21 protein-coding genes are annotated in these 21,638 nt (G+C 60.3%); 4 read left to right on the forward strand and 17 right to left on the reverse strand.

The window, feature by feature from the left end:
• Positions 1 to 274 precede the first annotated feature (274 nt).
• Together H2170_07060 and H2170_07065 are read right to left on the reverse strand one after the other, a co-directional pair.
• The gene (locus H2170_07060; GenBank protein MCS6299847.1) at positions 275 to 3,085 is read right to left on the reverse strand and encodes a DEAD/DEAH box helicase; all 2,811 of its coding nucleotides are present in this window, start codon (positions 3,083 to 3,085) and stop codon (positions 275 to 277) included.
• 270 nt (positions 3,086 to 3,355) lie between these two features.
• Positions 3,356 to 4,171, reverse strand: a complete 816-nt coding sequence (locus H2170_07065; GenBank protein ID MCS6299848.1) for a CHAD domain-containing protein — start codon at positions 4,169 to 4,171, stop codon at positions 3,356 to 3,358.
• A 264-nt stretch (positions 4,172 to 4,435) separates the two neighbouring features.
• Here H2170_07065 and H2170_07070 point away from each other — a divergent pair, with 264 nt between their 5' ends.
• The 4 genes from H2170_07070 to H2170_07085 are packed head-to-tail and all read left to right on the forward strand — an operon-like array spanning position 4,436 to position 8,058.
• Positions 4,436 to 5,692 (forward strand): porin, encoded by a 1,257-nt coding sequence (locus tag H2170_07070; GenBank protein MCS6299849.1) that lies wholly within the window; start codon positions 4,436 to 4,438, stop codon positions 5,690 to 5,692.
• A gap of 25 nt (positions 5,693 to 5,717) precedes the next feature.
• Entirely contained in the window at positions 5,718 to 6,254 is a 537-nt protein-coding gene (locus H2170_07075; protein MCS6299850.1) for an FMN-binding protein, read from the forward strand.
• A gap of 15 nt (positions 6,255 to 6,269) precedes the next feature.
• The gene (locus tag H2170_07080) at positions 6,270 to 7,043 is read left to right on the forward strand and encodes a PepSY domain-containing protein (GenBank protein ID MCS6299851.1); all 774 of its coding nucleotides are present in this window, start codon (positions 6,270 to 6,272) and stop codon (positions 7,041 to 7,043) included.
• A gap of 28 nt (positions 7,044 to 7,071) precedes the next feature.
• A complete protein-coding gene (locus tag H2170_07085; protein MCS6299852.1) occupies positions 7,072 to 8,058 on the forward strand; it encodes an FAD:protein FMN transferase in 987 nt (328 codons plus the stop codon).
• A 261-nt stretch (positions 8,059 to 8,319) separates the two neighbouring features.
• Here H2170_07085 and ltrA read toward each other — a convergent pair whose 3' ends face one another.
• From ltrA to rplR, 15 genes are all read right to left on the reverse strand, one after another.
• Positions 8,320 to 9,540, reverse strand: coding sequence for a group II intron reverse transcriptase/maturase (gene ltrA, locus H2170_07090; protein MCS6299853.1), 1,221 nt, complete (start codon positions 9,538 to 9,540; stop codon positions 8,320 to 8,322).
• Positions 9,541 to 9,660: 120 nt separating this feature from the next.
• A complete protein-coding gene (locus tag H2170_07095) occupies positions 9,661 to 10,428 on the reverse strand; it encodes an ATP-binding protein (protein MCS6299854.1) in 768 nt (255 codons plus the stop codon).
• Positions 10,425 to 11,891: an IS21 family transposase gene (locus H2170_07100; GenBank protein MCS6299855.1), complete on the reverse strand. Its 1,467-nt coding sequence runs from the start codon at positions 11,889 to 11,891 to the stop codon at positions 10,425 to 10,427. The genes H2170_07095 and H2170_07100 overlap by 4 nt, the downstream gene beginning before the upstream one ends.
• Entirely contained in the window at positions 11,888 to 12,247 is a 360-nt protein-coding gene (locus H2170_07105) for a hypothetical protein (protein MCS6299856.1), read from the reverse strand. Before H2170_07105 ends, H2170_07100 begins: the two co-directional genes overlap by 4 nt.
• 1,644 nt (positions 12,248 to 13,891) lie before the next feature.
• Entirely contained in the window at positions 13,892 to 14,368 is a 477-nt protein-coding gene (gene rplQ, locus H2170_07110; GenBank protein ID MCS6299857.1) for a 50S ribosomal protein L17, read from the reverse strand.
• 188 nt (positions 14,369 to 14,556) lie between these two features.
• On the reverse strand, positions 14,557 to 15,564 hold the full coding sequence (locus H2170_07115; GenBank protein MCS6299858.1) for a DNA-directed RNA polymerase subunit alpha: 1,008 nt from the start codon (positions 15,562 to 15,564) through the stop codon (positions 14,557 to 14,559).
• Between the two features lie 41 nt (positions 15,565 to 15,605).
• Positions 15,606 to 16,217: a 30S ribosomal protein S4 gene (rpsD, locus tag H2170_07120; protein MCS6299859.1), complete on the reverse strand. Its 612-nt coding sequence runs from the start codon at positions 16,215 to 16,217 to the stop codon at positions 15,606 to 15,608.
• 46 nt (positions 16,218 to 16,263) lie between these two features.
• Positions 16,264 to 16,641 (reverse strand): 30S ribosomal protein S11, encoded by a 378-nt coding sequence (rpsK, locus tag H2170_07125; protein ID MCS6299860.1) that lies wholly within the window; start codon positions 16,639 to 16,641, stop codon positions 16,264 to 16,266.
• 249 nt (positions 16,642 to 16,890) lie between these two features.
• A complete protein-coding gene (rpsM, locus tag H2170_07130; protein ID MCS6299861.1) occupies positions 16,891 to 17,268 on the reverse strand; it encodes a 30S ribosomal protein S13 in 378 nt (125 codons plus the stop codon).
• 86 nt (positions 17,269 to 17,354) lie between these two features.
• The gene (map, locus tag H2170_07135) at positions 17,355 to 18,125 is read right to left on the reverse strand and encodes a type I methionyl aminopeptidase (protein ID MCS6299862.1); all 771 of its coding nucleotides are present in this window, start codon (positions 18,123 to 18,125) and stop codon (positions 17,355 to 17,357) included.
• Positions 18,122 to 18,496, reverse strand: coding sequence for a nucleoside monophosphate kinase (locus H2170_07140; GenBank protein MCS6299863.1), 375 nt, complete (start codon positions 18,494 to 18,496; stop codon positions 18,122 to 18,124). The genes map and H2170_07140 overlap by 4 nt, the downstream gene beginning before the upstream one ends.
• 108 nt (positions 18,497 to 18,604) lie before the next feature.
• Positions 18,605 to 20,107: a preprotein translocase subunit SecY gene (gene secY, locus H2170_07145; protein ID MCS6299864.1), complete on the reverse strand. Its 1,503-nt coding sequence runs from the start codon at positions 20,105 to 20,107 to the stop codon at positions 18,605 to 18,607.
• Between the two features lie 77 nt (positions 20,108 to 20,184).
• Complete coding sequence (rplO, locus tag H2170_07150) at positions 20,185 to 20,631, reverse strand: 50S ribosomal protein L15 (GenBank protein ID MCS6299865.1); 447 nt, start codon at positions 20,629 to 20,631, stop codon at positions 20,185 to 20,187.
• Between the two features lie 70 nt (positions 20,632 to 20,701).
• On the reverse strand, positions 20,702 to 21,265 hold the full coding sequence (gene rpsE, locus H2170_07155) for a 30S ribosomal protein S5 (protein MCS6299866.1): 564 nt from the start codon (positions 21,263 to 21,265) through the stop codon (positions 20,702 to 20,704).
• Between the two features lie 3 nt (positions 21,266 to 21,268).
• Complete coding sequence (rplR, locus tag H2170_07160) at positions 21,269 to 21,631, reverse strand: 50S ribosomal protein L18 (protein MCS6299867.1); 363 nt, start codon at positions 21,629 to 21,631, stop codon at positions 21,269 to 21,271.
• Positions 21,632 to 21,638: the final 7 nt, after the last annotated feature.

The raw sequence follows: 21,638 nt of genomic DNA on the forward strand, positions 1-21,638 counted from the left end.
TTTTGCTCGGGCTGCGGTGGGGGAAGCGGGTTCGACATGGACGGCGCGGACGACACAGAGGTCGTCCCTCCGGGGGCTCGGGATCGAGGGAGGGTCCACCTCCGTGTGGGCCGGCTCAGGCGTCCGCGAAAAGTAGCGCAGACTTCCTTGTCTGCCTCGGGCGCTTGCCTGGACTGACGCGGAGCAGACTGGAAGTCTGCGCTACTTTCCGATCCCGAACGACACGGAGGTCGTCACTCCGACCGAAGGAGGGCACACTTCCGTGTGGGCTAGCTCAGGTGGCGTCCGCCGCCGTCGCGGTGCGCAGGTCCAGCGCGACAAACTTCAACAGTTCGTCGTCACCCATCTCGGTCAACGCCACCTCGCCGCCCGCACTCAACACGGCGTCGGCCATCGCCCGCTTTTCCGTGATCAGTTTGTCGATACGCTCCTCCAGCGTGCCTCGACACACGAACTTGTGCACCAGCACGTTCTTCTTTTGCCCAATACGATACGCGCGGTCCGTCGCCTGATTCTCCACCGCCGGATTCCACCAGCGGTCAAAATGAATGACGTGCCCCGCCTCCGTGAGCGTGAGCCCGGTGCCGCCCGCCTTGAGCGAGAGAATAAAAAAGGGCGGTCCGTCCGGCTGCTGAAACTGCTCCACCAAGCGCCGCCGCTCGGCCACCGGCGTGCCACCGTGCAACACCAGTCCCGGCTTTCCAAATACGCCCGCCAGAAAATGCTGGAGCGGCCCGGTCATCTCGCGGAATTGGGTAAACACCAAAACTTTCTCCTGCCGCTCGGCTATTTCTCCAGCGAGCTCGGCCAGACGCATGAACTTGCCGCTTTCCTCCGGCACGTAATCGCCACCCGCTTGCGCGCCGGCCCACTGCGCAGGGTGGTTGCAGAGTTGCTTGAGGCGCATGAGCAGCGCCAACACCAGCCCTCGCCGCTCCATCGCGTCGGCGGCCGCCAGCTTCTCCTTCAGCTCATCGACCATGCCGGCGTACAGAACCGCTTGGCGTTTGGAGAGGCTGCACAGGGCGTTGACCTCGGTCTTGTCGGGTAAATCCGCGATGATGCTGCGGTCGGTTTTCATGCGGCGCAAAATGTACGGTGCCACCAATTGGCGCAGCGGTGCGTAGCCGGCGGGATCAGCCGATTGCGTGAGCTTTTTGGCGAAGCGGGTGAACTCGGCGGCTTTGCCCAGCAGGCCGGGATTAAGGAAATCAAACAGCGACCACACATCGCCGAGGCGGTTTTCCACCGGCGTGCCCGTTAAAGCGATACGCCGGGGCGCGCGTAGTTCTTTAACCGCCCGGCTTTGGCGCGAACCGGAATTCTTGATCGCCTGGGCTTCGTCGAGCACCACCAGGGACCAGTCGCGGGCGCGCAGGCCGTCGAGCTTGGCCACCAATCCATAGGTCGTGAGCACCACGTCCACCCCCGTCAGCGCAGCCGGTGGCGGTGCGGTGAGCACCGCCAGTTCTGCTGGCGTGCAGGCCGAACCGTGCGCCACCCGCAGGCGCAACGTCGGGGCGAACTTGGCCGCCTCCGCGCTCCAGTTGCCCAACAGCGAAGCGGGCAACACCAGCAGCGCGGGCGGGGCGTCCGGCTGCGCGGCGCGGGCGTGCAACAGCAGGCCGAGCACCTGGATGGTTTTACCCAGCCCCATGTCGTCGGCCAGACACGCGCCGAGGCCCAGGCGGCTGAGAAAGCGCAACCACTCCACACCCGCCGCTTGATATGGGCGCAACGTCGCCAACAGGCCCGGCGGCAGGGGCGGGGCGGACGGAGCCTTACCATCCGCCGCAGCGTCGCCATCCGTCTTTTCGCCATCGGCGCCGGCCTCCGCACGGGTGGACGCGCCGGGATTACGCATGGCCGCCAGGGTGGCGCGCAACCATTCGCCGGGCTGCACGCGGGTCCAGCGGCGCACGTCGTCGGACTCGGCCTCGGGCGCACCGGTGCCGGTCTGCGCCCCCGCCAGCAAACGCAGGCCCTCGGCAAAACTCACCCCGCCCGAGCGTCGGCCTTTTTCCAACTCGCGCCAATGCGCCAGAACCTGGTCGAGCTTTTCGCGGTCCACCTCGACCCAGCGGCCCTTTAACAACACCAGCCCCTCGGAACTGGCGGCGAGTTGCGCCCACTCCTCGGGAGAAATGGTTTCGCCGTCCAGGGTGAGTCCCACCTGAAAATCGAGCATGGAGTCCAGCCCGACGCCGACGGGCGATTTGCCGCCCACGGTCACCGACACCGCTGGACGCGCCGGTTTACCGCCCCGCCACCAGTCGGGTAAGCGCACGAGCACGCCGCTGTCTTCGAGCGCGGCCACGTCGCGCAAAAAGCGATACGCCTCGGCCGGCTTCCAGCGCTGGGGTTGAAACACGCGCTGCGAATCCACCAGCTCGCGCACACAAGCGCTGCGCTCGGCGGCGCGTTGCACGGGTGCGAGCAGAGCAACGAGGGCGGGGCGCTGCTCGGCTTGGGCGTATTCCTGCAACGCGCGTCCGAGGGGCAGGTATTGGGGCTTGGCCTGCTCTGAAAGGCGGTGGGTGTAGGTGGCCAGAAACGCGAAGGGGAAATCGGGATCACGTTTATTTTCCGCCAAGTGAAAAGTCACCCGGCCGACCTGGTTCCACAGCGGATTGCGCTCGTGCAACCAGCCGCCCGCCCCGCCCGCATGCAACCGGCCCAGCGCCGCCACCGCCGCATCCATGTCGGCCCACAGAGCGGCCAGCACCTCGGGGCTTAGGTATTCACCGCCAGGCAGGGGCGGCGCAGATAACACAACGTCCATGCCCACCGCTTCCAGGGGAGCGACGAGCGCGCCAGCGGACTCGGGCTGTTGGCAGAGTTGCGAAAAGTAGCGGCGGGCCAACTCGCGCCAAAACACCCCGGCCACCGGCAACGGCTCACCCAACGCCTCGGTGCCCAGCCAGATCAAAATCCGCGCCGAGCCGCTCGCTGGTGCCGCGAGGTCGTCCGCGATGGAACGCTCCGCCGTGGCCCGTGCGAGTCCGTCCGCCACCGCCGTCGGCAGCGCGGCCAGCTCCGCAGCGTAGGGCCGCAAATGACCGTGGGGCGTGAGTAAAATCGGCATGTTAACGGGGCAGCGTTGCCCGGCCCGTCCGGCTGTCAAATCCCCCGTGTTTTCCTCCGCAATCCCCGCCCGCTAGCCCGCCCTCGCCCGCTCGCATAAGCCCAATTCGCAATCAAGGTGAGATTAATTAACCTGGTCTCAGGGGATAGGATACCGTCGGGAAGCACCCTGCGCTCACGCTCAAGGCCACGAGGAGTGCATTCGCGAAGCGTGTGGCCTTCAGCGTGAGCTCCAGGATGCCGTAACACTCAACTTGAATGCTCATTGGCCTCAGCGGCGCGGTCGCGCGGGCGGATGCAGGCGGGGCGCCGAGTGGTCAAAGACCGACTTAGCGCGGCGGAAAATGCGGCGGGTTAACCGGGCCTGGCGGACCTTGACCTCCGCCAAGAGCTTTCGGGGAGGCCGCCGCCTGGCCCGCTTCAGCTGGGCCCGATAAAGGTCGAGATCCAGCCGATGGCCGAGGAGCGCACCGAGTTGGTGGGTGCGCCGGAGCCGTTTGGGGCGCCGCAACCAGCGCTGGAGGGCGAGTGTTTGGTAATAGAGATCCTTCACTCGCTTGCGCCAATCGTGAAGCGGCTCCCCCTCGGGTTGGTGCCGCGCCACTTGCCAGGCCTGTTGCGCGCGGCGGCAGGTTTTTTGGTAGCGCCGTTCCACCCGCTCCCAGGTGAGCGCAGCTAAATCCAGCGCATGGACTTGCCGGGTGAGCGCGTAGGCCAGCCGGAGTATCGGCACGGGATCGATGGGAGCGCTTTGAGGCGGACGGGTGCGTCCGCCAAGGTCCCGGCCCAATGCGCTGAGCACATCGGTATCGCGCTGGGCAGCGACGGCGCCCTTCAACTTGCGGATGGAATCCCGCAGTTCGCGTAGCGCCGCAGGCTGCGCACCGGGCGGCACCAACCGCAGCAGGGACTGGAGTTTTTTCATGCGTTTGCGCAACGCGTGAATCGAGTTCGAGGGCCAGAGGGGAATTTTAGCCACATCTTTAACGGCTTGGGCGCACAACTGCAGGAGAAGCTGTAGCAGCCAGGCCCCGGCCTCGGTGCTGGGCAGAGGCGAACGACGCGGGCGCGTAACAGGGGGCTTCATGGCAAAACGGGGTGAGGCGGGAAGTTCGCCCTTATTCCCAAGCCGTCAACCCGCCGCGCCATTCAGGACAGCAAGAAGGCCGTAATATTTAGTCGGCACTGAAAAACGCGCGGCTTTAGCGCTCGGGCTAAGGACGCATCCAACTTCATCAACCGCCGCCCCCCCTTATTGATACTGAGATTCCGTCTTAAATGCAGTTGACTTGAGTACGAGTCTCAATCTTAACAGCGATCTTCTTTCGAAATGAAAAACCTAAATGACTGTATGAAGTGGGGTGTGGCGGCGGGGGTCAGTGCGCTTTTGAGCGGCGCGGCGATGGCCGATACGCTGCCGAGCGCCGAGGAGATGTGGGCGCTGATCCAAAAGCAGCAGAAGCAGATCGATGAGTTATCGCGCAGTTTGGCCACGGCCACCGAGCGCACGGCGCAGGTGGATGCCCGCACCAAGAGCGTTGAGCAAAAGGTTGAAGCGACTTCGGCGCATGTGGAGTCACTCGCCACCGAAACCGCCGGCAAAGGCGGCGGCTTGATTGAAGGCACGACCATTGGCGGCTACGGCGAGTTGCACTACAATAGCGGGCCCACCGACATGATTGATTTTCACCGGTTCGTGCTATTCGTGAACCACGATTTTAATGAAAAAATGCGGTTGGTCTCCGAGCTGGAGGTCGAGCACGCCTTAGTGAAAAACGCCTCCACAGGCCAACCCGGCAGTACCGGTGAACTGGAGCTGGAGCAGGCGTATGTGGAATTTGACCTGACCGCCCAGTCGCAGGCCAAGGCGGGTTTGTTTTTGCTGCCGATCGGTATTCTTAATGAGACCCACGAGCCGGCCACGTTTTACGGCGTGGAGCGCAACAAGGTTGAAAGCGATATCATCCCCACCACCTGGTGGGAGGGCGGCGTCGCCTATTCACGCCAATTTGAGAGCGGCCTGAGCTACGACGTTGCGGTTCATTCTGGGCTCACAAAAACTGCAGGCGCCGACCTTGGCGATATCCGCAAAAGTCGCCAAAAAGTGGCTAGTGCCGATGCGCAGGACGGCGCCGTCACCAGCCGCGTCAAATACACCGGCATCAAGGGCCTGACACTGGCCACTTCGGTTCAGTATCAGCAGGACATTGCCCAGAGCACCTTGGCGCGTGAAAACGCGGACGCCTTGCTGACCTCGGTGCATGCGGATTGGCGTAAAGGCGGCTTTGGACTGCGGGCGCTGTATGCCCGCTGGGACATTAACGGGCCGACGGCGCAATCCACCGGCCGTGATGTTCAGTATGGTTACTACATCGAGCCGTCCTACCGCTTCCCCATCAGCGTGGGTGAGTTGGGCTTTTTTGCCCGTTACAGCGTGGTGGACAATCAGGCCGGCAATTCGGCGGCATCGGAAAAGCGTTACACGGACCTCGGTGTAAACTACTGGCCGCATGCGCAAATCGTGCTGAAAGCCGATGTGCAGTTCGTCGATAATCCGACTGCAATCGACGAAGAAATCTTCAGTCTCGGGCTCGGCTTCCAATTCTAAAAAGGATGGGTTGTCTGCGACTGTAATGAAAGCGTTCCGCCTGCTTATTGCCTGGAATATCGGTCTACTCGCCTGGGTGGCGAGGGCCGAGGACGATGTCTATCTGGCTCCGGAACGCTTTCTTGAGGAGACGTTTGTCGAAGCTGCGGGGGTGCCAGCCCCGCAGTTGGTGTGGTTAACCAAGGAGGCGCGCGAGCAGGTGCGGTCCATCCTCGGTCACGATTATCCGTCGATGCGGATTCGTTACTGGTCGGCGGGTGCGCGCACGGCGTGGATATTGGAAGAGGTGGGCAAAACCAAACCCATCACAATGGGCCTGGTGGTGGCGGGGGGGCGCCTTGAGCGGATCAAGGTGCTCATCTACCGCGAGAGCCATGGCTGGGAGGTAAAGTATCCGTTTTTCACCGATCAATTTAACGGCATCGGGCTGGATGCGTCTGGAAGGCTCTCGCGGCCGATCGACGGGATCTCGGGTGCGACTTTGTCGGTGAATGCGTTGACCAAGCTGGGGCGGCTTGCTCTGTTTTTGGATGCTTTTGTGCGCAAAGCGCAGGCCCCTTGATGCGGACGCGATACGATGAAAAAAAACACATTTAAGGATTCGCACGGGCGTCGTGCACCGATGGCTTGGCATCGGCGGGTGGGCGTGGCGTTTGCCGTGGTGTTTGTCGCGGTGGCGGTGACGGGACTGGCGCTCAACCATAGTTTGCGCCTTGGGCTGCAGGAGCGCGTGCTCGAAGCCGACTGGATTTACCGCTGGTATGGGATGCAACCGGCGGGAGAGCCCGTGGGGTTTCAGCTGGCAGGCGGGAAGCGGGCGGTGGGACTGGCGGGCGCGTTGTACCTAGAGGAACGGGCCGTGGGCAGTCTGCATGAGCTGCGCGGCGCGGTGTCGCTGGGCGACACCTGGGTCGCGGCGGGTTCGCGGGAGGTGCTCATGCTGTCGCGGGACGGAGACGTGATTGAACGGCTCGACGGTGCGTCGTTGCCACCGGGTGAGGTGCTGGCGGTGGGCCTGACGCAGACGGCTGAAGGCCCGGAGGCGGCGCGGCTGGTGTTAACCCTGAGTTCCGGGCGATATAGTTTTGACCGTGAGCTGGTGGGCTGGAAGGTGCTGGGCTCGAAGGCGCGGGTCGCGGCGGTGGCACCTATCGAGGTCCCAGCGGAATTGCGCAACCGCATCGTGCGGGCGTACCGGGGCGATGGGCTGTCCGTTTACCGAGTGGTGCTGGATGTGCATTCGGGGCGCTTTTTTGGGGCGCTCGGCATTGGGATCGTCGATCTCTCGGCCCTGGCCATGGGGTTTCTCACGTTGACGGGTGTTTACCACGTTTACCGCCGGCGGCGTTAAAGGCACAGGGAGTATTTTTTCTGTTTTTATGATCAACCGGCGTCGTTTTATTCAGATCGTGGCCCTCGGGTCGTTGGTGGGCGCGCGCGGCCTGCGCGAAGCCTGGGCAAAGGCGGACACCCCTGAAATGACCGTGACGACTTGGCAAGGGATCGCCTTGGGGGCCGAGGCGTCGATCCAGATTCATCACCTGGGCCGCCCGGAGGCAGAGCGGTTGCTCGCTACGTGCCGGGCGGAGATGGTACGGCTAGAGGGAATTTTTAGTCTCTATGACGAACACTCGGCGTTGGCCCGGCTCAACCGACTGGGGCGCCTGGCGGAACCGCCGGCGGAGTTACTTGAGGTGCTAAGACAGGCGCACGCACTGAGTGAGGCCAGCGGCGGGGCGTTTGATGTCAGCATCCAGCCGGTGTGCGCTTTACTGGCTGCGGCCGGAGCGACCGAACCGACGACAACCGAGTTGGCCTTGGCACGGGGGCGAGTCGATTACCGGCGTATACAGATTGAGGAACGTGAGATCGTGCTGGCGGGTGAGGGTATGCAGCTGACGTTAAACGGTCTAGCCCAAGGGTATATTACCGACCGGGTGGCCAGCGTGCTGCAGGCCGGAGGGTGCCGGAACACGCTGGTTGATTTAGGCGAAAAGCGGGCGTTGGGCCCCCACGGGACGGGTCGGCCATGGAGCTTGGGCATCGAAGCGCCGGGGCAACGAGGGCGACTGGCCGGAGTTTTGGAATTGGCAGATGGCGCGCTGGCGACGTCGGGTGGGTATGGAACGGTCTACGGCGGGGGGCGGCATCACCTGCTGGATGCGAGGATCGGAGACAATCGGCCGGACGCACCAAGCGGGGTAACCGTGATGGCGCCAACAGCACTGCTGGCCGATGGACTCTCGACCACACTGGCGGTGCTCGCCCCACGGGAAGCGAAGGCGCTGTTGACGCGTTATCCCCACTGTTCGGCGTACGTGATCAAGCAAGGCGAGCCCGAGCGGTTGTGGCGACTCGGGGGGTAGGCAAGACACCGAGGCAGCAGGTGCTGGATTTAAGGGCCGGTTTTGGCTTTGAATCAAGCGGTTGCGCAAGGTGGCGGGCTGGCGGTAGGGCTTTTCCGGCGTGATTTGACGCTGATAAAGGAACAATCATTTTAGTAGAGTAGAGAGAGCCGCGCGTCGGTAACCCGTCAGCGCGACCCTCCCCCTCGTCAAACCGTGCAAGCGGTTTTCCCGCACACGGCTTACCGAGTCCCCATTCTTTCGGCTTGGTTTCAGCGGATTTCATTGCTTCCAAGCCGCCGTAAGCGGCCAGTGCCATAGTTTGTATTGACCATGCAAACGGTCGTCGGTGAAGAACTCGAAGAGTCCGTGGGTGCGGCTATACTTTCGCCACAGCCATCGGCGTAGCCGGTTACGAACAAAGACCTGCTGGTTACTAAACACGTGCGTGCTGTTGCCGTAATGAAACGCCGTCGCCCAACCGCGAGTGATTTGGTTGACCTTGCGGACCACCGCCACCGCCGGTTGGTTGCGCGTTCGCACATCTAGCTCCATCCGCACTTTGTCGCGTAACTTGGCCAGACTTTTCGCACTGGGTTCCACGTGCGGATACCTTCGTTTGCTCTTCATGCCTTGCCGCCATGCGACGGAAAAACCGAGGAACTCAAAGCCTTCCTTTCGTGTATCCACCAGTCGGGTTTTCTCTTCGTTGAGCTTTAACTTACGTGCCTCCAGCCACCGTTTCAGTCGCGTTTGCAGCCCCGCCCCTTGACCCGGTTTGCACAGGATCAGGAGGTCGTCGGCGTAACGCACCATCGTCGGCTTTTGTTCGCACTTCTCATTCACCGCGTGATCAAGGTCGTTGAGGTAGAGGTTCGCCAAGAGCGGTGAGATGACTCCGCCTTGCGGCGTGCCACACCCGTTCGGGAGCACCTTGCGGCACCCCGTGTCCCGGTCCTCTTCCACGATGGGTGCGCGCAGCCATGTTTTTATTAAACGCAACACGCTCCCATCGCTCACCCGTTTGGCCACCAATTGCAGGAGTTCGCGGTGCGGGATCATATCGAAGTAGCTCGATAAATCCGCGTCCACCACCTCCACCTTTCCGCTCAGCATGGCTTCCTTGACCTTATCCATCGCCTGATGGGTCCGACGTTTCGGCCGGTAGGCGTAGGAATGGTCATGGAAGTCCGCCTCTAGGATTGGCTGCAACACGATCACCGCCGCGCTTTGCACCACCCGGTCTTTCACCGTAGGGATGCCCAGCGCACGACGTTTGGTCCTGGCCTGATCCTTCCATATATAGACGCGCAGGACCGGACTGGGTCGGTAGGTTTTCGTTCGCATTTCCTCCGCCAGCGCAAGCAGCCATGCCGCCCGATAGGCTTCGTTCTTTACGAGCGTTTCCACCTCGAACCCGTCCACTCCCGGCACGCCGTCATTGGCGATCACCTGATCGAGCGCATCCGACAGAATGTCCTGCCGATACAGCTCTCCATACAAACTATAGAACCGCCAATGCTGTGAGCGGCGGCGCGAACACCGTCTATTTCTGGCGGTTACAAAATCACCTGTCGTAAAAGCCGATGACCGGCCCCGCCAGGGGCCGATCATCAGGCCCGGTCAGCTTGCAGGTTCGTCGGCCAGGCGGTCTTTCATGCGGTAGGATTTGCCCTCGATGACGACGGTCTGAGCGCGGTGCAGCAGGCGGTCCAAGATCGCCGCGGTGATGCCAGCGTCGTTGTTAAAGATCCCTGCCCAGTGTTTGTAGGCCTTGTTGGTGGTGACGATCAGCGAGCCGCGTTCGTAGCGTTGGCTGACGATCTGGAAGAGCAGGTCGGCCCCCGACTTGTCGAGCGGCAGGTAGCCGACCTCATCGAGCACGAGCACCGCAGGGGTCATGTAACGCTTCAACTCGGCTTGCAACCGGTGCAGGGACTGGGCGGTGACCAGGGCGTTGATCGCGTCCACCGCCGTCGTAAACAGCACCGTGTAACCCGCCTGGCAGGCCGCGTAGCCCAACGCGCTCGCGAGATGTGTCTTCCCAAGCCCCACACCACCGCAAAACACCACGTTGGTGCGCTCCTTCACAAAGCCCAGTTCGAAGAGGTGCCGCACCTGCGCTTCGTTCAACTCCTTGGGCCAGTCCCACTGGAACTGGTCGACGGTTTTCTTGACCGGGAAGCGCGCCGCCTGGATACGCCGCTCCAGCGCCCGGATCTGGCGGTCCTGGGTCTCGGCCTGCACCAGTCGGCGTAAAAATTCGGCGTGCGAACAGCGCGCCTTGGCCGCCTCGGCGGTCAGTTCGCCGTGGTGACGCAACAGGTAACCGAGTTTCAGATACTTGAGCTGGTCTTTTAATAAATCGGGTTTTTCGGGTTCTGTTTTCATTGGGTATAGGGGCTTAAATCCGGGGGACGCAGTTCGAGTTCCAGTGCGGCCAACGCGTCGGCGCGGGTGAGGTGGATCGGCCCGGCTTGCGGCAAGGCCCGCGCGCGTTGTTCGAGCAAGTTGAGGATGTAATCGCTGGAGTAGGCGCCGAGTTCATGGGCGCTTTCGATCGCCCGGCCGACTGCCTCCGTTCCATACAGGGCCACCAAACCCACGATAGTCGCCAGGTGGTGTCCCGCGTTGAGCCGGCGCTCCTCCAGCCCCCGTTGGTAGGCGGGTGCCGCCGGGCTCAGTTCCAAAAACCGTAGCCGCAGGCGCTGCCGCGCCCCCTGCCGTTTGCGCTCCTCGAGTTCGCGCACATGCTCGGGGTTTTCCACATCGGCGCGGCGGGCAAAACTGCGGGCGTGCTCGGCCACCAGGGTGCGTTCCGCAAAAAACCTCACCTGCGCCCCCTCGATCTGCGCGGTGAGTAGCGCCCCGGCAAACTTCGTGGGCACCGAGTAGCGGTTCGTTTCGATACTCACCCGGCACCGCCGCGACGCCCGCACGCTTAAGGTGCGCACCGCCGGACTGGCCACCGGGTTAAGCGGCAGGAGCGCAGCGCGCTCCTCGGGCAGCCGGTCCACCGGCCGGCCCTGGGGTTCAGCGTGAACGCGCACGTTGGCCACCGTTTCCAGCCACAAGCTGGCGGCCGGCCCCAGCTCGGTAAACCCATTCATCTGCCTCCCGCCAAGGAAGCTTTTTTTCACGTAACCCACCGCGTTTTCCACCATGCCCTTGGACTGCGGATGCCCCGGCCCGCACGCTTTTATCGTAAACCCGTAGTGCCGGGCAAAGTCCAGGTACTGGGCGTTGTACACCGGGTCGGTCCCGGGCACATGCGAGAGGACGGCCGTCTTGCAGTTGTCCACCATCACCTCGCGCGGCACCCCGCCGAGTTTTTCAAAGGCGCGCCGGTGACAGCCCAGCCACCACTCCTGGCCCTGCCCGAGGGTAAATTCCACATGCAGGAACCGGCTGTACCCCAAAACCATGACGAAAAAACTTAAAGCCCGCCGGGTGCCGTCCACCTCCACCGCGCCAAAACTGCCCCAGTCCACCTGCGCGGTCTGGCCGGGGGCGAACTTGAGGGTAAGAAACGCCTCCAGGTTCCGCGGCCGCACCCGCCGCACGTAGTCTTTCAAAATTGAATACCCGCCCGTGTACCCCCGCTCGCGCACCTTTTGCCAGAGCTGCATGGCGGTGAACGGATGGGCCTCCAGCCACCGCGCGATCGCCGGCTTGTGCACGTCGAGCTTGCTTGGCCTAGGCACCTGCGCGGCCTGGCTGCGCGCGTACTTTTCCTGCGCCTGCCAGCGCCTCACCGTCTGCACGTGCAACTGGAGCGAGCGGGCGATTTGCGGCGCACTGTGACCGGCAGCCTCCGCCTGTTTTATCCGGCAATACAGTTCGTAATTGATCACGCCCCCACCTCCCGGCTCGGCGACGGCGTTACCGCCAGCGTGTGCGATGGCCTGCCCCGGTCCAAGGAAAGCACCTGGTAAAGTGGCGCGGCGTAGGCGATCACCCCGGCCTCGATTAACTGCCGACGCGCCTCGACCAGGCCGTCCTCGCTGAGCGTGAGCAGCCGGGCCAGGGTGCGCGTGGCGTAGTAACTCAGCCCGTCGGCGTCACCCACGGTTACCAGGACCAGATAAAGTCCCCAGGCGGGGGCACTGGCCCGCCCCAGGTAATTGCCCCGCACCAGCCGGTGGTCCAGCCAGCTAAACTGGGCCGGCGTGCGCCGGAGTTGTTCGCGATCGATCGGTTGTTTTTGCATAATCGGGCGGCTGGACGTCGATGCCCAGGATCACCCGCCCCCGGGAGTGCAGGTGTCGCAGCATGGGTTCGAGGTCCTCTTGTAACGTCACTCCGGCGAACTGCGCGATAAGCCCCACGAGCACAGGGTTTTGCGACTCCCAGCTGTCTTGTAACGCCGCGCAGGGATTCGGTAACGCCACCTCGGCGACCGGCTCGGCTTTAGGCTGGTGCACAACGGATTGCGTAGTTGGGATGTCTTGTAACGCCACCCGCCGTCGCGGCCCCCTCCGCCTTGAGTACCCCGGATTGGCCTTCCGCCACTCCTGCACCCGTTGGACATTTTCTGGGCCTTTCCAGTGGTCGAGGTTCTCCGGCTTCGCCAACCATTTGGCCTGACTGGCCGCCCGGCTCGCCCGTCGGCATCCCGGCTTCCCGCAGTAGCGCTGACGCTCGCGGTTATGCGCGTCGGGCAGAAAGAAATCGACACAGTGCAAACACTTGCGTGAACCGGCTGGATGCATCGCTGTGCATCCGCCAAGCGTCCCGCCGGTTCAATCTCCACCCATTCGCACCCCTCATATCCCCAGCCGGACAGGGAAGAAAACCCACCCACGGAAGAAGAGTATTACTCTTTTTAAGGGGAAGAAGATCCACCGAAGAAGAAGTGCATTCCTAACCGCCAGAAATAGACGCTTTCCCGCTCGCCGCTCACAGCCAATGCGGCTCCGCTTTTGCTTTCCGATATAGCACACGTTGCAGCTTCCGAACCTTCGGTGACGTTTTTATCCAGAGTTCATCACCCCAGCCATCGTCGGGTCCTTTGCCGCTCTGTGATGCGTGGGAACAAGTGCCCTCCCTTCGCTCCCCGGCGGTTTTAATGTCCGCTAGATCATCACTACTATGGAGGTCTCCGACTCCTGCCACGGCCCGTCCGGCCTTACGAGGTTTTGCCGCGCTTGTGCCGGTGGTTGAGGCATCGCAAGACGCCCCACCGCCGCAGGTCTCACCACTTAACCTAACGACCTTTCCCAACCCGCCGCCCCCGCTGACTCCGCCGACGTGTTGATCGGAAATCAACGATTTAGGTCCTACGTCTTTGCGAGACTGCCTTTTCCGATCCTTGCAGTCTTCACCGTTCAGGTAGCGGCTGGACTCGTCGGTTGTTTCGGTAACGGAGCTCATTGAATGGGGTTCACCTTCGTTGCGGCTGACTGGTTCGGGCATACGGTCGTGCTTTCCGGCGAGGCCTCGCGGCCTGCATCCGTGACCGGGCCCTTCGACCGCGAATCGTTAAATTCGGTCGAACAGACTTTCACTGTTATGGTTGTTAGTTTCATGGTCGCACACCCAAATTCCTGAGTTGGTCGGCGCGATCTGGTGCAACCTGCTGGGCATCTGACCGTTCATTCACCCACTCGAAGCACTATTTAGTGCACCTCGGGGATTCACTCACGATCATCTGCTCCAGCATCTTGCGCCAACTCATCGCCGCCAACTCAGGAGTTCGGGTTTAAAAAGGCGCGCGGGATCAAAAGCCGCTTCTTGCAACTGGCCGTGTTTTGGCCGCACTTCAACGCAGGGAATTGGGCACAAAAAAGCGCCGAAGATTGCTCTTCGGCGCTTTGACGGGACGTAGGAGGCGCCCGGAGGCGCTGCTTACGACTTAGGCTTGGGCCTCGGGAGCGGCTTCCGCAGCGGGTGCGGCAACCTTCTTGGCTTTGGCAGGCTTCTTGGACTTGGTGTAACCCTTGTCGTCGGCCTTAACGAACTCGATGATCGCCATTTCGGCGGCATCGCTCACGCGGGGGAGAGCGAGCTTGTAGATACGGGTGTAACCGCCGTTACGGTTAACGAACTCCTTGTACTTTTCGTTGAACAGAAGGGTGATCATGTCTTCGTTGCGCACGTCCTTGAGGGCGAGGCGACGGAGATGGACGGCATCCTTCTTTTCGGTCTTCGCGGCGGCCTGTTTGGCCTTCGTGATGATCTTTTCGACAAAGGGACGGAGGGCCTTCGCCTTGGCGAGGGTCGTCTCGATACGGTCGTGCTCGATGAGCGAGGCGGCCATATTGGAGAGCATAGCAGCGCGGTGAGGCGAGCTACGACCGGCGAGGGAGTGACTGTGTTTTTTGTGGCGCATTGTGGTGTTTTTTTAAGAGCGGTGCCCGATCGGCAATCCGGACCGCAGCGTTGAGCGGCACGGACGGCGCAAGCACCGCAAAAGTGGAATTAGGTATCGGGTGACGAGTTGTCGGATGAACGGAGTAGGCGGGGAGCGAGCAGTAGGCGGATGCTCGCTACTCACTCCCCGCTATTCGTTACGTCCGATTAGGCGTCTTTTTTGACGGCATCGAGGAGGCGCTCGTCGATCTTCATGCCAAGCGAGAGACCGAGGGCCTCGAGCTTGTCTTTGATCTCGTTGAGCGACTTCTTGCCGAAGTTGCGATACTTGAGCATTTCCTGCTCAGACTTCATCGCAAGTTCGCCAACGGTCGTGATGTTGGCGTTGTTCAAGCAGTTAGCTGCACGAACCGAAAGCTCGATTTCGTTAACCGACATGTTGAGGAGCTTACGGAGCTTATTCTGCTCTTCGCTGACCTCAGACTGCTGGTTCTCGAACTCGAAGGACTCGTCGCTGACGCGATCGAAGACATCGAGGTGGTGCTTCAGGATCGAACCGGACTGCTTCAAGGCGTCGTCCGGGGTGATGCGGCCGTCCGTCCAGATCTCGAGAATGAGCTTATCATAATCGGTAATCTGGCCGACGCGGGTGTTTTCCACGGCGTACTTGACGAGACGAACAGGGGAGAAAAGCGAGTCGATCGGGATAACACCGATGGCCTGCTCTTCTTTCTTGTTCTGCTCACCAGGATAGTAACCGCGACCGGTCTTGATCTCGATTTCAGCCTCGAAAGAGGTGTTTTTCTCGAGGGTAGCAATGACCTGGGTCGGATTGACGATGGTGATGTTGGAATCACCCTGGATGTCAGCGGCCGTGACATACCCGGCACGGTTCTTCACCTTGATGGAGAGGGTGATGGACTCACGTTTCGTGGAAACGATGAGCACCTTCTTCAGGTTGAGGACGATGTCGGTGACATCTTCGACGACCCCATCAATGCTCTGGAACTCGTGATTAACCCCCTCGATCTTGATCGAGGAGATGGCAGAACCCTCGATCGAGCTCAGAAGAACGCGACGCAGAGAATTGCCGATGGTGTGACCATAACCGGCTTCGAATGGCTCGGCGATGAACTTGGCGTAGGTCGGCGTGGAGCCTTCCTCAACCTTGTTAAGTTTATTGGGCAGTTCGAACTTTCCGAGGCGTTTGGGCATGGAGGTGAGTGTTTGCTGCGTTGGGTTGAGAAAACTCCGGCTTAGAAGCGGGAGTAGAACTCAACGATGAGCTGCTCGTTGATGTTGGCAGCGATTTCGTCGCGGTTAGGCAGACGATTGACCACGGCCTTGAATTGCTCGGCGTTGAGCGAGAGCCAGCCCGGGACGGGACGGCCGCGGTTCTCTTCCAAGTTGCGCTGGGCAAGCTGGCGGGAGGACGCGAGGTTCTTGATCTCGATCTCGTCGCCGGCCTTGATGACGGCGCTGGCGATGTCGAGCTTGTGACCATTAACGCGCACGTGGCCGTGGCCAACGAGCTGACGGGCGGCGGCGCGGCTCTTGGCGAAACCAAGGAGGTAAACGACGCTGTCCAGACGGGTCTCGAGGAGCTGCAAGAAGCGCTCGCCGGTGACGCCGCGCTCGCGCTTGGCGATTTCGAAGGTGCGGCGGAATTGACGCTCGAGCAGACCGTAGGTGTAACGGAGCTTCTGCTTTTCGTTCAAGCCGACGGCGTACTCGGAGAGCTTGCGGCGGAGCTTGGGGCCGTGTTGCCCTGGGGGGAAGTTGCGTTTCTCAAACGCCTTGGTCGCGCCGAAGATCGGCGTGGCGAAACGGCGGCTGATGCGGGTGGTAGGACCTGTGTAACGTGCCATGATGGGTTACTGTTAAATGAATTCCGTGATGAGGATAAGCGTCAGATTAGACGCGACGGCGCTTACGGGGACGGCAGCCGTTGTGCGGCACCGGGGTAACGTCGATGATGGTGTTGATTTCCAGACCGATGGCCTGGAGGGCGCGAATGGCGCTGTCGCGGCCGAGGCCGGGACCGGAAACCTTGATCACGACATCCTTAAGACCATGGGACATGGCGTTACGGGCGGCGTCTTGGGCGACGACCTGGGCGGCGTAGGCGGTGGACTTACGCGAACCGCGGAAGTTGCACTTGCCTGCGCTGGACCAAGCGATGACCTGACCTTTTTGGTCGGTGATCGAAACGATCGTGTTGTTGAAAGAAGCGAGGATGTTGGCGACGCCGGAAACGACGTTCTTGGAGCCCTTGGCCTTGCGGATCTTGATCGTACCGAGCTCTTCTTTGAGAAGGTCTTCGGCGGTGGGCTGCTTGGCGACGCCACCGATGAGCTCGACGGGCTTCTGCTCAGCCGCAGGAGCGGGAGCAGCGCCTTCGGCACCATCGGTTTTGGGGGCCTTGGAAGCCTTGGCAGGCTTATCGGCAGCGGGAGATTTGACCTCGGCGCCGGCAGCGGCGACCTTCGGGGTCTTTTCTTTCTTAGGAGCGGACTTTTCTTCAGCCATGGTAGTAAATTTTTATTCTTTGGCCTTGGTGACGCCGACGGTACGGCGCGGGCCCTTGCGGGTGCGGGCATTGGTGCTCGTGCGCTGACCGCGAACGGGCAGGCTCTTGCGGTGGCGAACGCCACGGTAGCAATTAATCGCCTGGAGGCGCTTCAGGTTGCCCATGAGCTCACGGCGGAGATCGCCCTCAACCACCCACTTGTTCTCAGTGATGATGTGAAGGATTTTGTTGAGCTGCTCCTCAGTGAGGGCTTCAGCGCGGGAGTCGGGATCAATACCGACTTCTTTAACGATCAGGTCCGCGCGGACGGGACCGATTCCGTAGATGTAACGGAGGGCAAACGCGATTTTCTTCTTCGCGGGAATATCAACACCGAGAATACGTGGCATGGATGGTTGGGTTTAGGGACGTTGGAAGGTTGAGCAACAGGACCGCAGCGCAAGGCATTTGGTCCGGAAAGTTTTAGGGAAAGTGTTTAATTAGCCTTTGGGATCGTGAGGATCTCAGGGCCGGTTTCAGTGGTGAGCACGGTGTGTTCGAAGTGTGCGGAGGGAGAGTTGTCAGCGGTGACAATCGTCCAGCCGTCACTTAGGGTCTTGGTCCGATAGGTCCCCAGATTGACCATGGGCTCGATCGCCAATGTCATACCTGGCTTGATTTTTTCACCTGCATTGCGGCGGCCGAAGTTGGGGATTTGCGGGTCTTCGTGCATCGAAATACCAACCCCATGACCGACCAGATCGCGAACGACGCCAAAGCCGTGGGCTTCGACGTGAGTTTGAATGGTATGGGAGATATCGCCGATGCGATTGCCGACGATCGCCTGCTTAATCCCGAGGTAAAGCGCCTCTTCAGAGACGCGTAACAACTCGGCAATTTTAGGGGAAACCGTGCCCAGCGGTACGGTGGTGGCGTTGTCACCAATGTAGCCGTTATATTCAATAACGACATCCAAAGAGACCACATCGCCATCGTGCAAAACGCGCTTCAGCGAACCGATTCCGTGTACCACTTCTTCGTTAACCGAAAGACAGGTGTAAGCGGGAAACCGGCGGCTGCCGATTTTGTAACCATAACAAGCGCTCCTAGCTCCGTGCTGCGACATAAAGTCGCGTGCAGCTTGATCCAAGTCATAAGTCGTAATCCCCGGACGAACGAGCTCTTTGAGCTGTTTTAACACGAGGGCGGCAATCGCACAGGATTCACGCATCCGCATGATCCCTTCTTTATTTTTAATGGGAATCATAGGACTGCAAATTCAGGGGCTTCGATGAGAAGGCCCAAAGTGCGATAGTGCTCAACGAGTAACTCGGCGGAGTCAGATAAAGGAATGACGCCGTGAAGATTTTCATCACGGGCATCAAGCCACTCGTCGAACACTTTGGCTTGGAGCAACGTAGCCGGGAAGCCAATTAAGGCGAAACCCGCATCAGGTTTACGTGCCCAAAACCAACGACGCACGAGTGCGAGGGTGGTTTCGTCCGACAGGGGTGATTCCTGGCGGATCGCCCGTTCGACCATTTGGCCGAGGGACGATGCACGTGAAATCTCTCGCTGAATCAAGTCAACGAGAGAGACGTGCTCAATATTCAAAGAACGAAGCTGATTCTCCCACATTCCAGTGGAGCATGGAGAGGAACCGAGCAGTAAGAACTTCTGTTGGGCCGGAGGGCCGTAAGAAGAAAAGAGGTCAAAGCTTTCAGTCACTACCGACGAAGTAAAGCTTTATTTCAAAAGAATTCGATAAGCCCAAATACCCACACCAAGCGCGAGGAGCACAAGGACGGGCACGGCCAACTTCATCACGGCCTCGGAACTGAGGGCATCACTTGTGGCACTGGGAGAATTCGAACTGCGAGCGCGTACGCGGCCCTTCTTAAGGAATCCGTCGTAGTGGCGCTGCAACAGGAAGGTCTCGATCTGCTTCATCGTATCCAAAATCACGCCCACCGTGATCAGCATGCCGGTGCCGCCGAAAAACACAGCCAATCGTTGAGGAACGTTAAGCTCGAAGAGGAAAATGTCGGGCATAACGGCAATCAGCGTCAAAAAGATAGCGCCAGCCAAAGTCATGCGGGTCATGATGAAATCCAGAAACTTTGCGGTGGGAGCACCGGGACGCACGCCAGGAATATAACCGCCGTATTTCTTCAGGTCATCGGCAATCTGAATGGGTTTGAACATGACCGACACCCAGAAATAGCTGAAGAAAAGGATCAGGGTCGCCATGGAGGCGTAATACACCCAGTGGCCACGCAACAAGTTTTGTGCAAACTCGGTGAGGAACTTCATATCGAAGGCAGCCCCCACTTGGGAGAAAATCTGCTGGGGAAAAAGCAAAATGGCGCTGGCGAAAATCACGGGCATGACACCGGAATAATTGACCTTGAGGGGAAGGAAGGAGCTTTGACCGCCCATGACCTTGTTACCAACAACCCGCTTGGCATACTGAACCGGAATCTTACGCTGGCCCTGCACAACCAGAATGATTCCCATCGTCACAAGAACGAACAGAAGGATCATAACAACCGCCTGCGGCAAACCAAGGCCCTTAACACCAATGGCCGGGAAAAACAACTGGTAGGCGGTTGCGGCTGCACCGGGGATGTCGGCCAAAATACCAACAGAAATGAGCAACGAAACGCCGTTACCGATGCCGCGCTGGGTAATCTGCTCGCCCAACCACATGAGAAGGAGCGTACCGGCAGTCATGAAGACAACCGAAGTAATTAAGAACCAAGCTTTTGGCGCAATCACGATTGAGCCATAGACATTGACATCGAAATTAGACCCGAACAGGCGCGCCGGATTTTCCAGGGCCAAAATCAAGAGCGTACCCTGAACCAAACAAATGATGAGCGTGGCGTAGCGGGTATACTGAGTGAGTTTTTGGCGGCCCACATCACCCTCTTGCGAGAGGCGGCTAAGGGCGGGAACCACAGCCGTCATCAATTGAAAGATGATCGATGCGCTGATGTAGGGCATGATGCCTAGGGCGAAAACAGCACCTTTAACAAGTGCGCCACCCGTGAACATGTTGTAGAGACCAACCAAAGCGCCGCCGTTACTGCCGGCTTGGTCCTTGAAAAAGGCAGCCAAGGGCGCGGGATTGAGGCCGGGGAGCGGGATATGCGCACCCACACGGGCGACAAAAAGGAGTGCCAACGTATAAAAAATACGGGAGCGAAGCTCAGGGATCTTCAGGGAATTCGTGAATGCAGAGAGCACGGCAATAAATCGGAGGACAGGAAATCAGAATAAAAAAAAGGCCGCGCGATATAATTTCGCGCGGCCTGCACCTAATATTAGGCGACGATGGCCTGGCCGCCTGCGGCCTCAATCTTGGCCTTGGCGGTGTCGGAGAACTTGGCGGCAGTCACCTTGAAGGCGCGCGTGAGTTCACCGGTACCGAGAACCTTGAGCAGTTTTTTGTCACCGCGAACGAGGCCGAGCTTGGTGAGGATCTCGGAGTTGAGCTCCGTGATGCTAGCGTCAAGCTTGGCAAATTCGCCGATGTTAACCACCTCGGGAGCATTGCGGAATGCAGCCTGGTTGAAGCCGCGATGGGGCAACTTACGATAAAGGGGCATCTGGCCGCCTTCGAAGCCGGGACGGATGGAGCTACCGGAGCGGGCCGATTGGCCCTTACCGCCGCGACCGGAGGTCTTACCGTGGCCGCTGCCTTCGCCGCAGCCTACGCGCTTCTTACGGTGGACAGCGCCTTTAACGTTCTTAAGTTCGTGGAGTTTCATGTATTTTCCTAAATGGGTCGCCCCACCCTACTATATAGTAAGGTGGGACTCGGATTATTCTTTAACCAGATTAAGCCGAACGGGCGGCTTTGATTTGCTCGGCGGTACGCAGCTGCAAGAGACCGTTGAGGGTCGCATGCACCACAGCAATGTGATTGCTGGAACCGCTGGACTTGGTGAGGATGTTCTTGATGCCAGCAGCCTCAAGCACGGCGCGAACGGCACCACCGGCGATGAGGCCGGTACCGGTCGAAGCGGGCTTCAGGAGGACCTTGCCGCCGTCGGCAATACCCATGACATCGTGCGGGATCGTGTCGCCCTTGAGCTGCACGGTCACGAAGTTCTTCTTGGCGTTCTCGGTGCTCTTTTTGATAGCATCGGGAACCTCGTTGGCTTTGCCGTAACCGACACCAACGCGACCTTTACGGTCACCAACTACGCAAATGGCGGAGAAGCTGAAGCGACGACCACCCTTAACGACTTTAGCGCAACGGTTAATGAAAACGATCTTTTCAACCAACTCGTTACCATGCTCGTCGTAGGACTTCGGGATCTCGCGAGGACCGCGATTTTCCCGACGGGGCGGACGCTGCTGCTGATCACCAGCGGGAGCTGCAGGAGGAATAGTGCTCATAGATTAGAATGCGAGACCACCTTCGCGAGCGGCATCTGCGAAGACTTTAACTTTACCGTGGTAGAGAGCGCCGCAGCGATCGAACACAACGGAGGTGATACCGGCGGCCTTGGCCTTAGCGGCGAAAGCTGCACCAAGGGACTTGGCACCGGCGATGTTGGCGGAGAGCTCCAGCTTGCGCAGGTCGGCATCGAGGCTCGAGAGGAAGGCCAGCGTGGTGCCGGCTTGGTCGTCGATAGCTTGTGCGTAGATGTGCTTGCTGGTGAAGCGAACAGCCAAACGGGGACGGAGGGCCGTGCCGAAAACCTTCTTGCGAATGCGCCAACGACGCTTCTGGAGTAGGTCAGCTTTGCGAGTAGTGGACATTTATTTT

The organism is Opitutus sp., assembly GCA_024998815.1.
GTDB lineage: Bacteria > Verrucomicrobiota > Verrucomicrobiia > Opitutales > Opitutaceae > Rariglobus.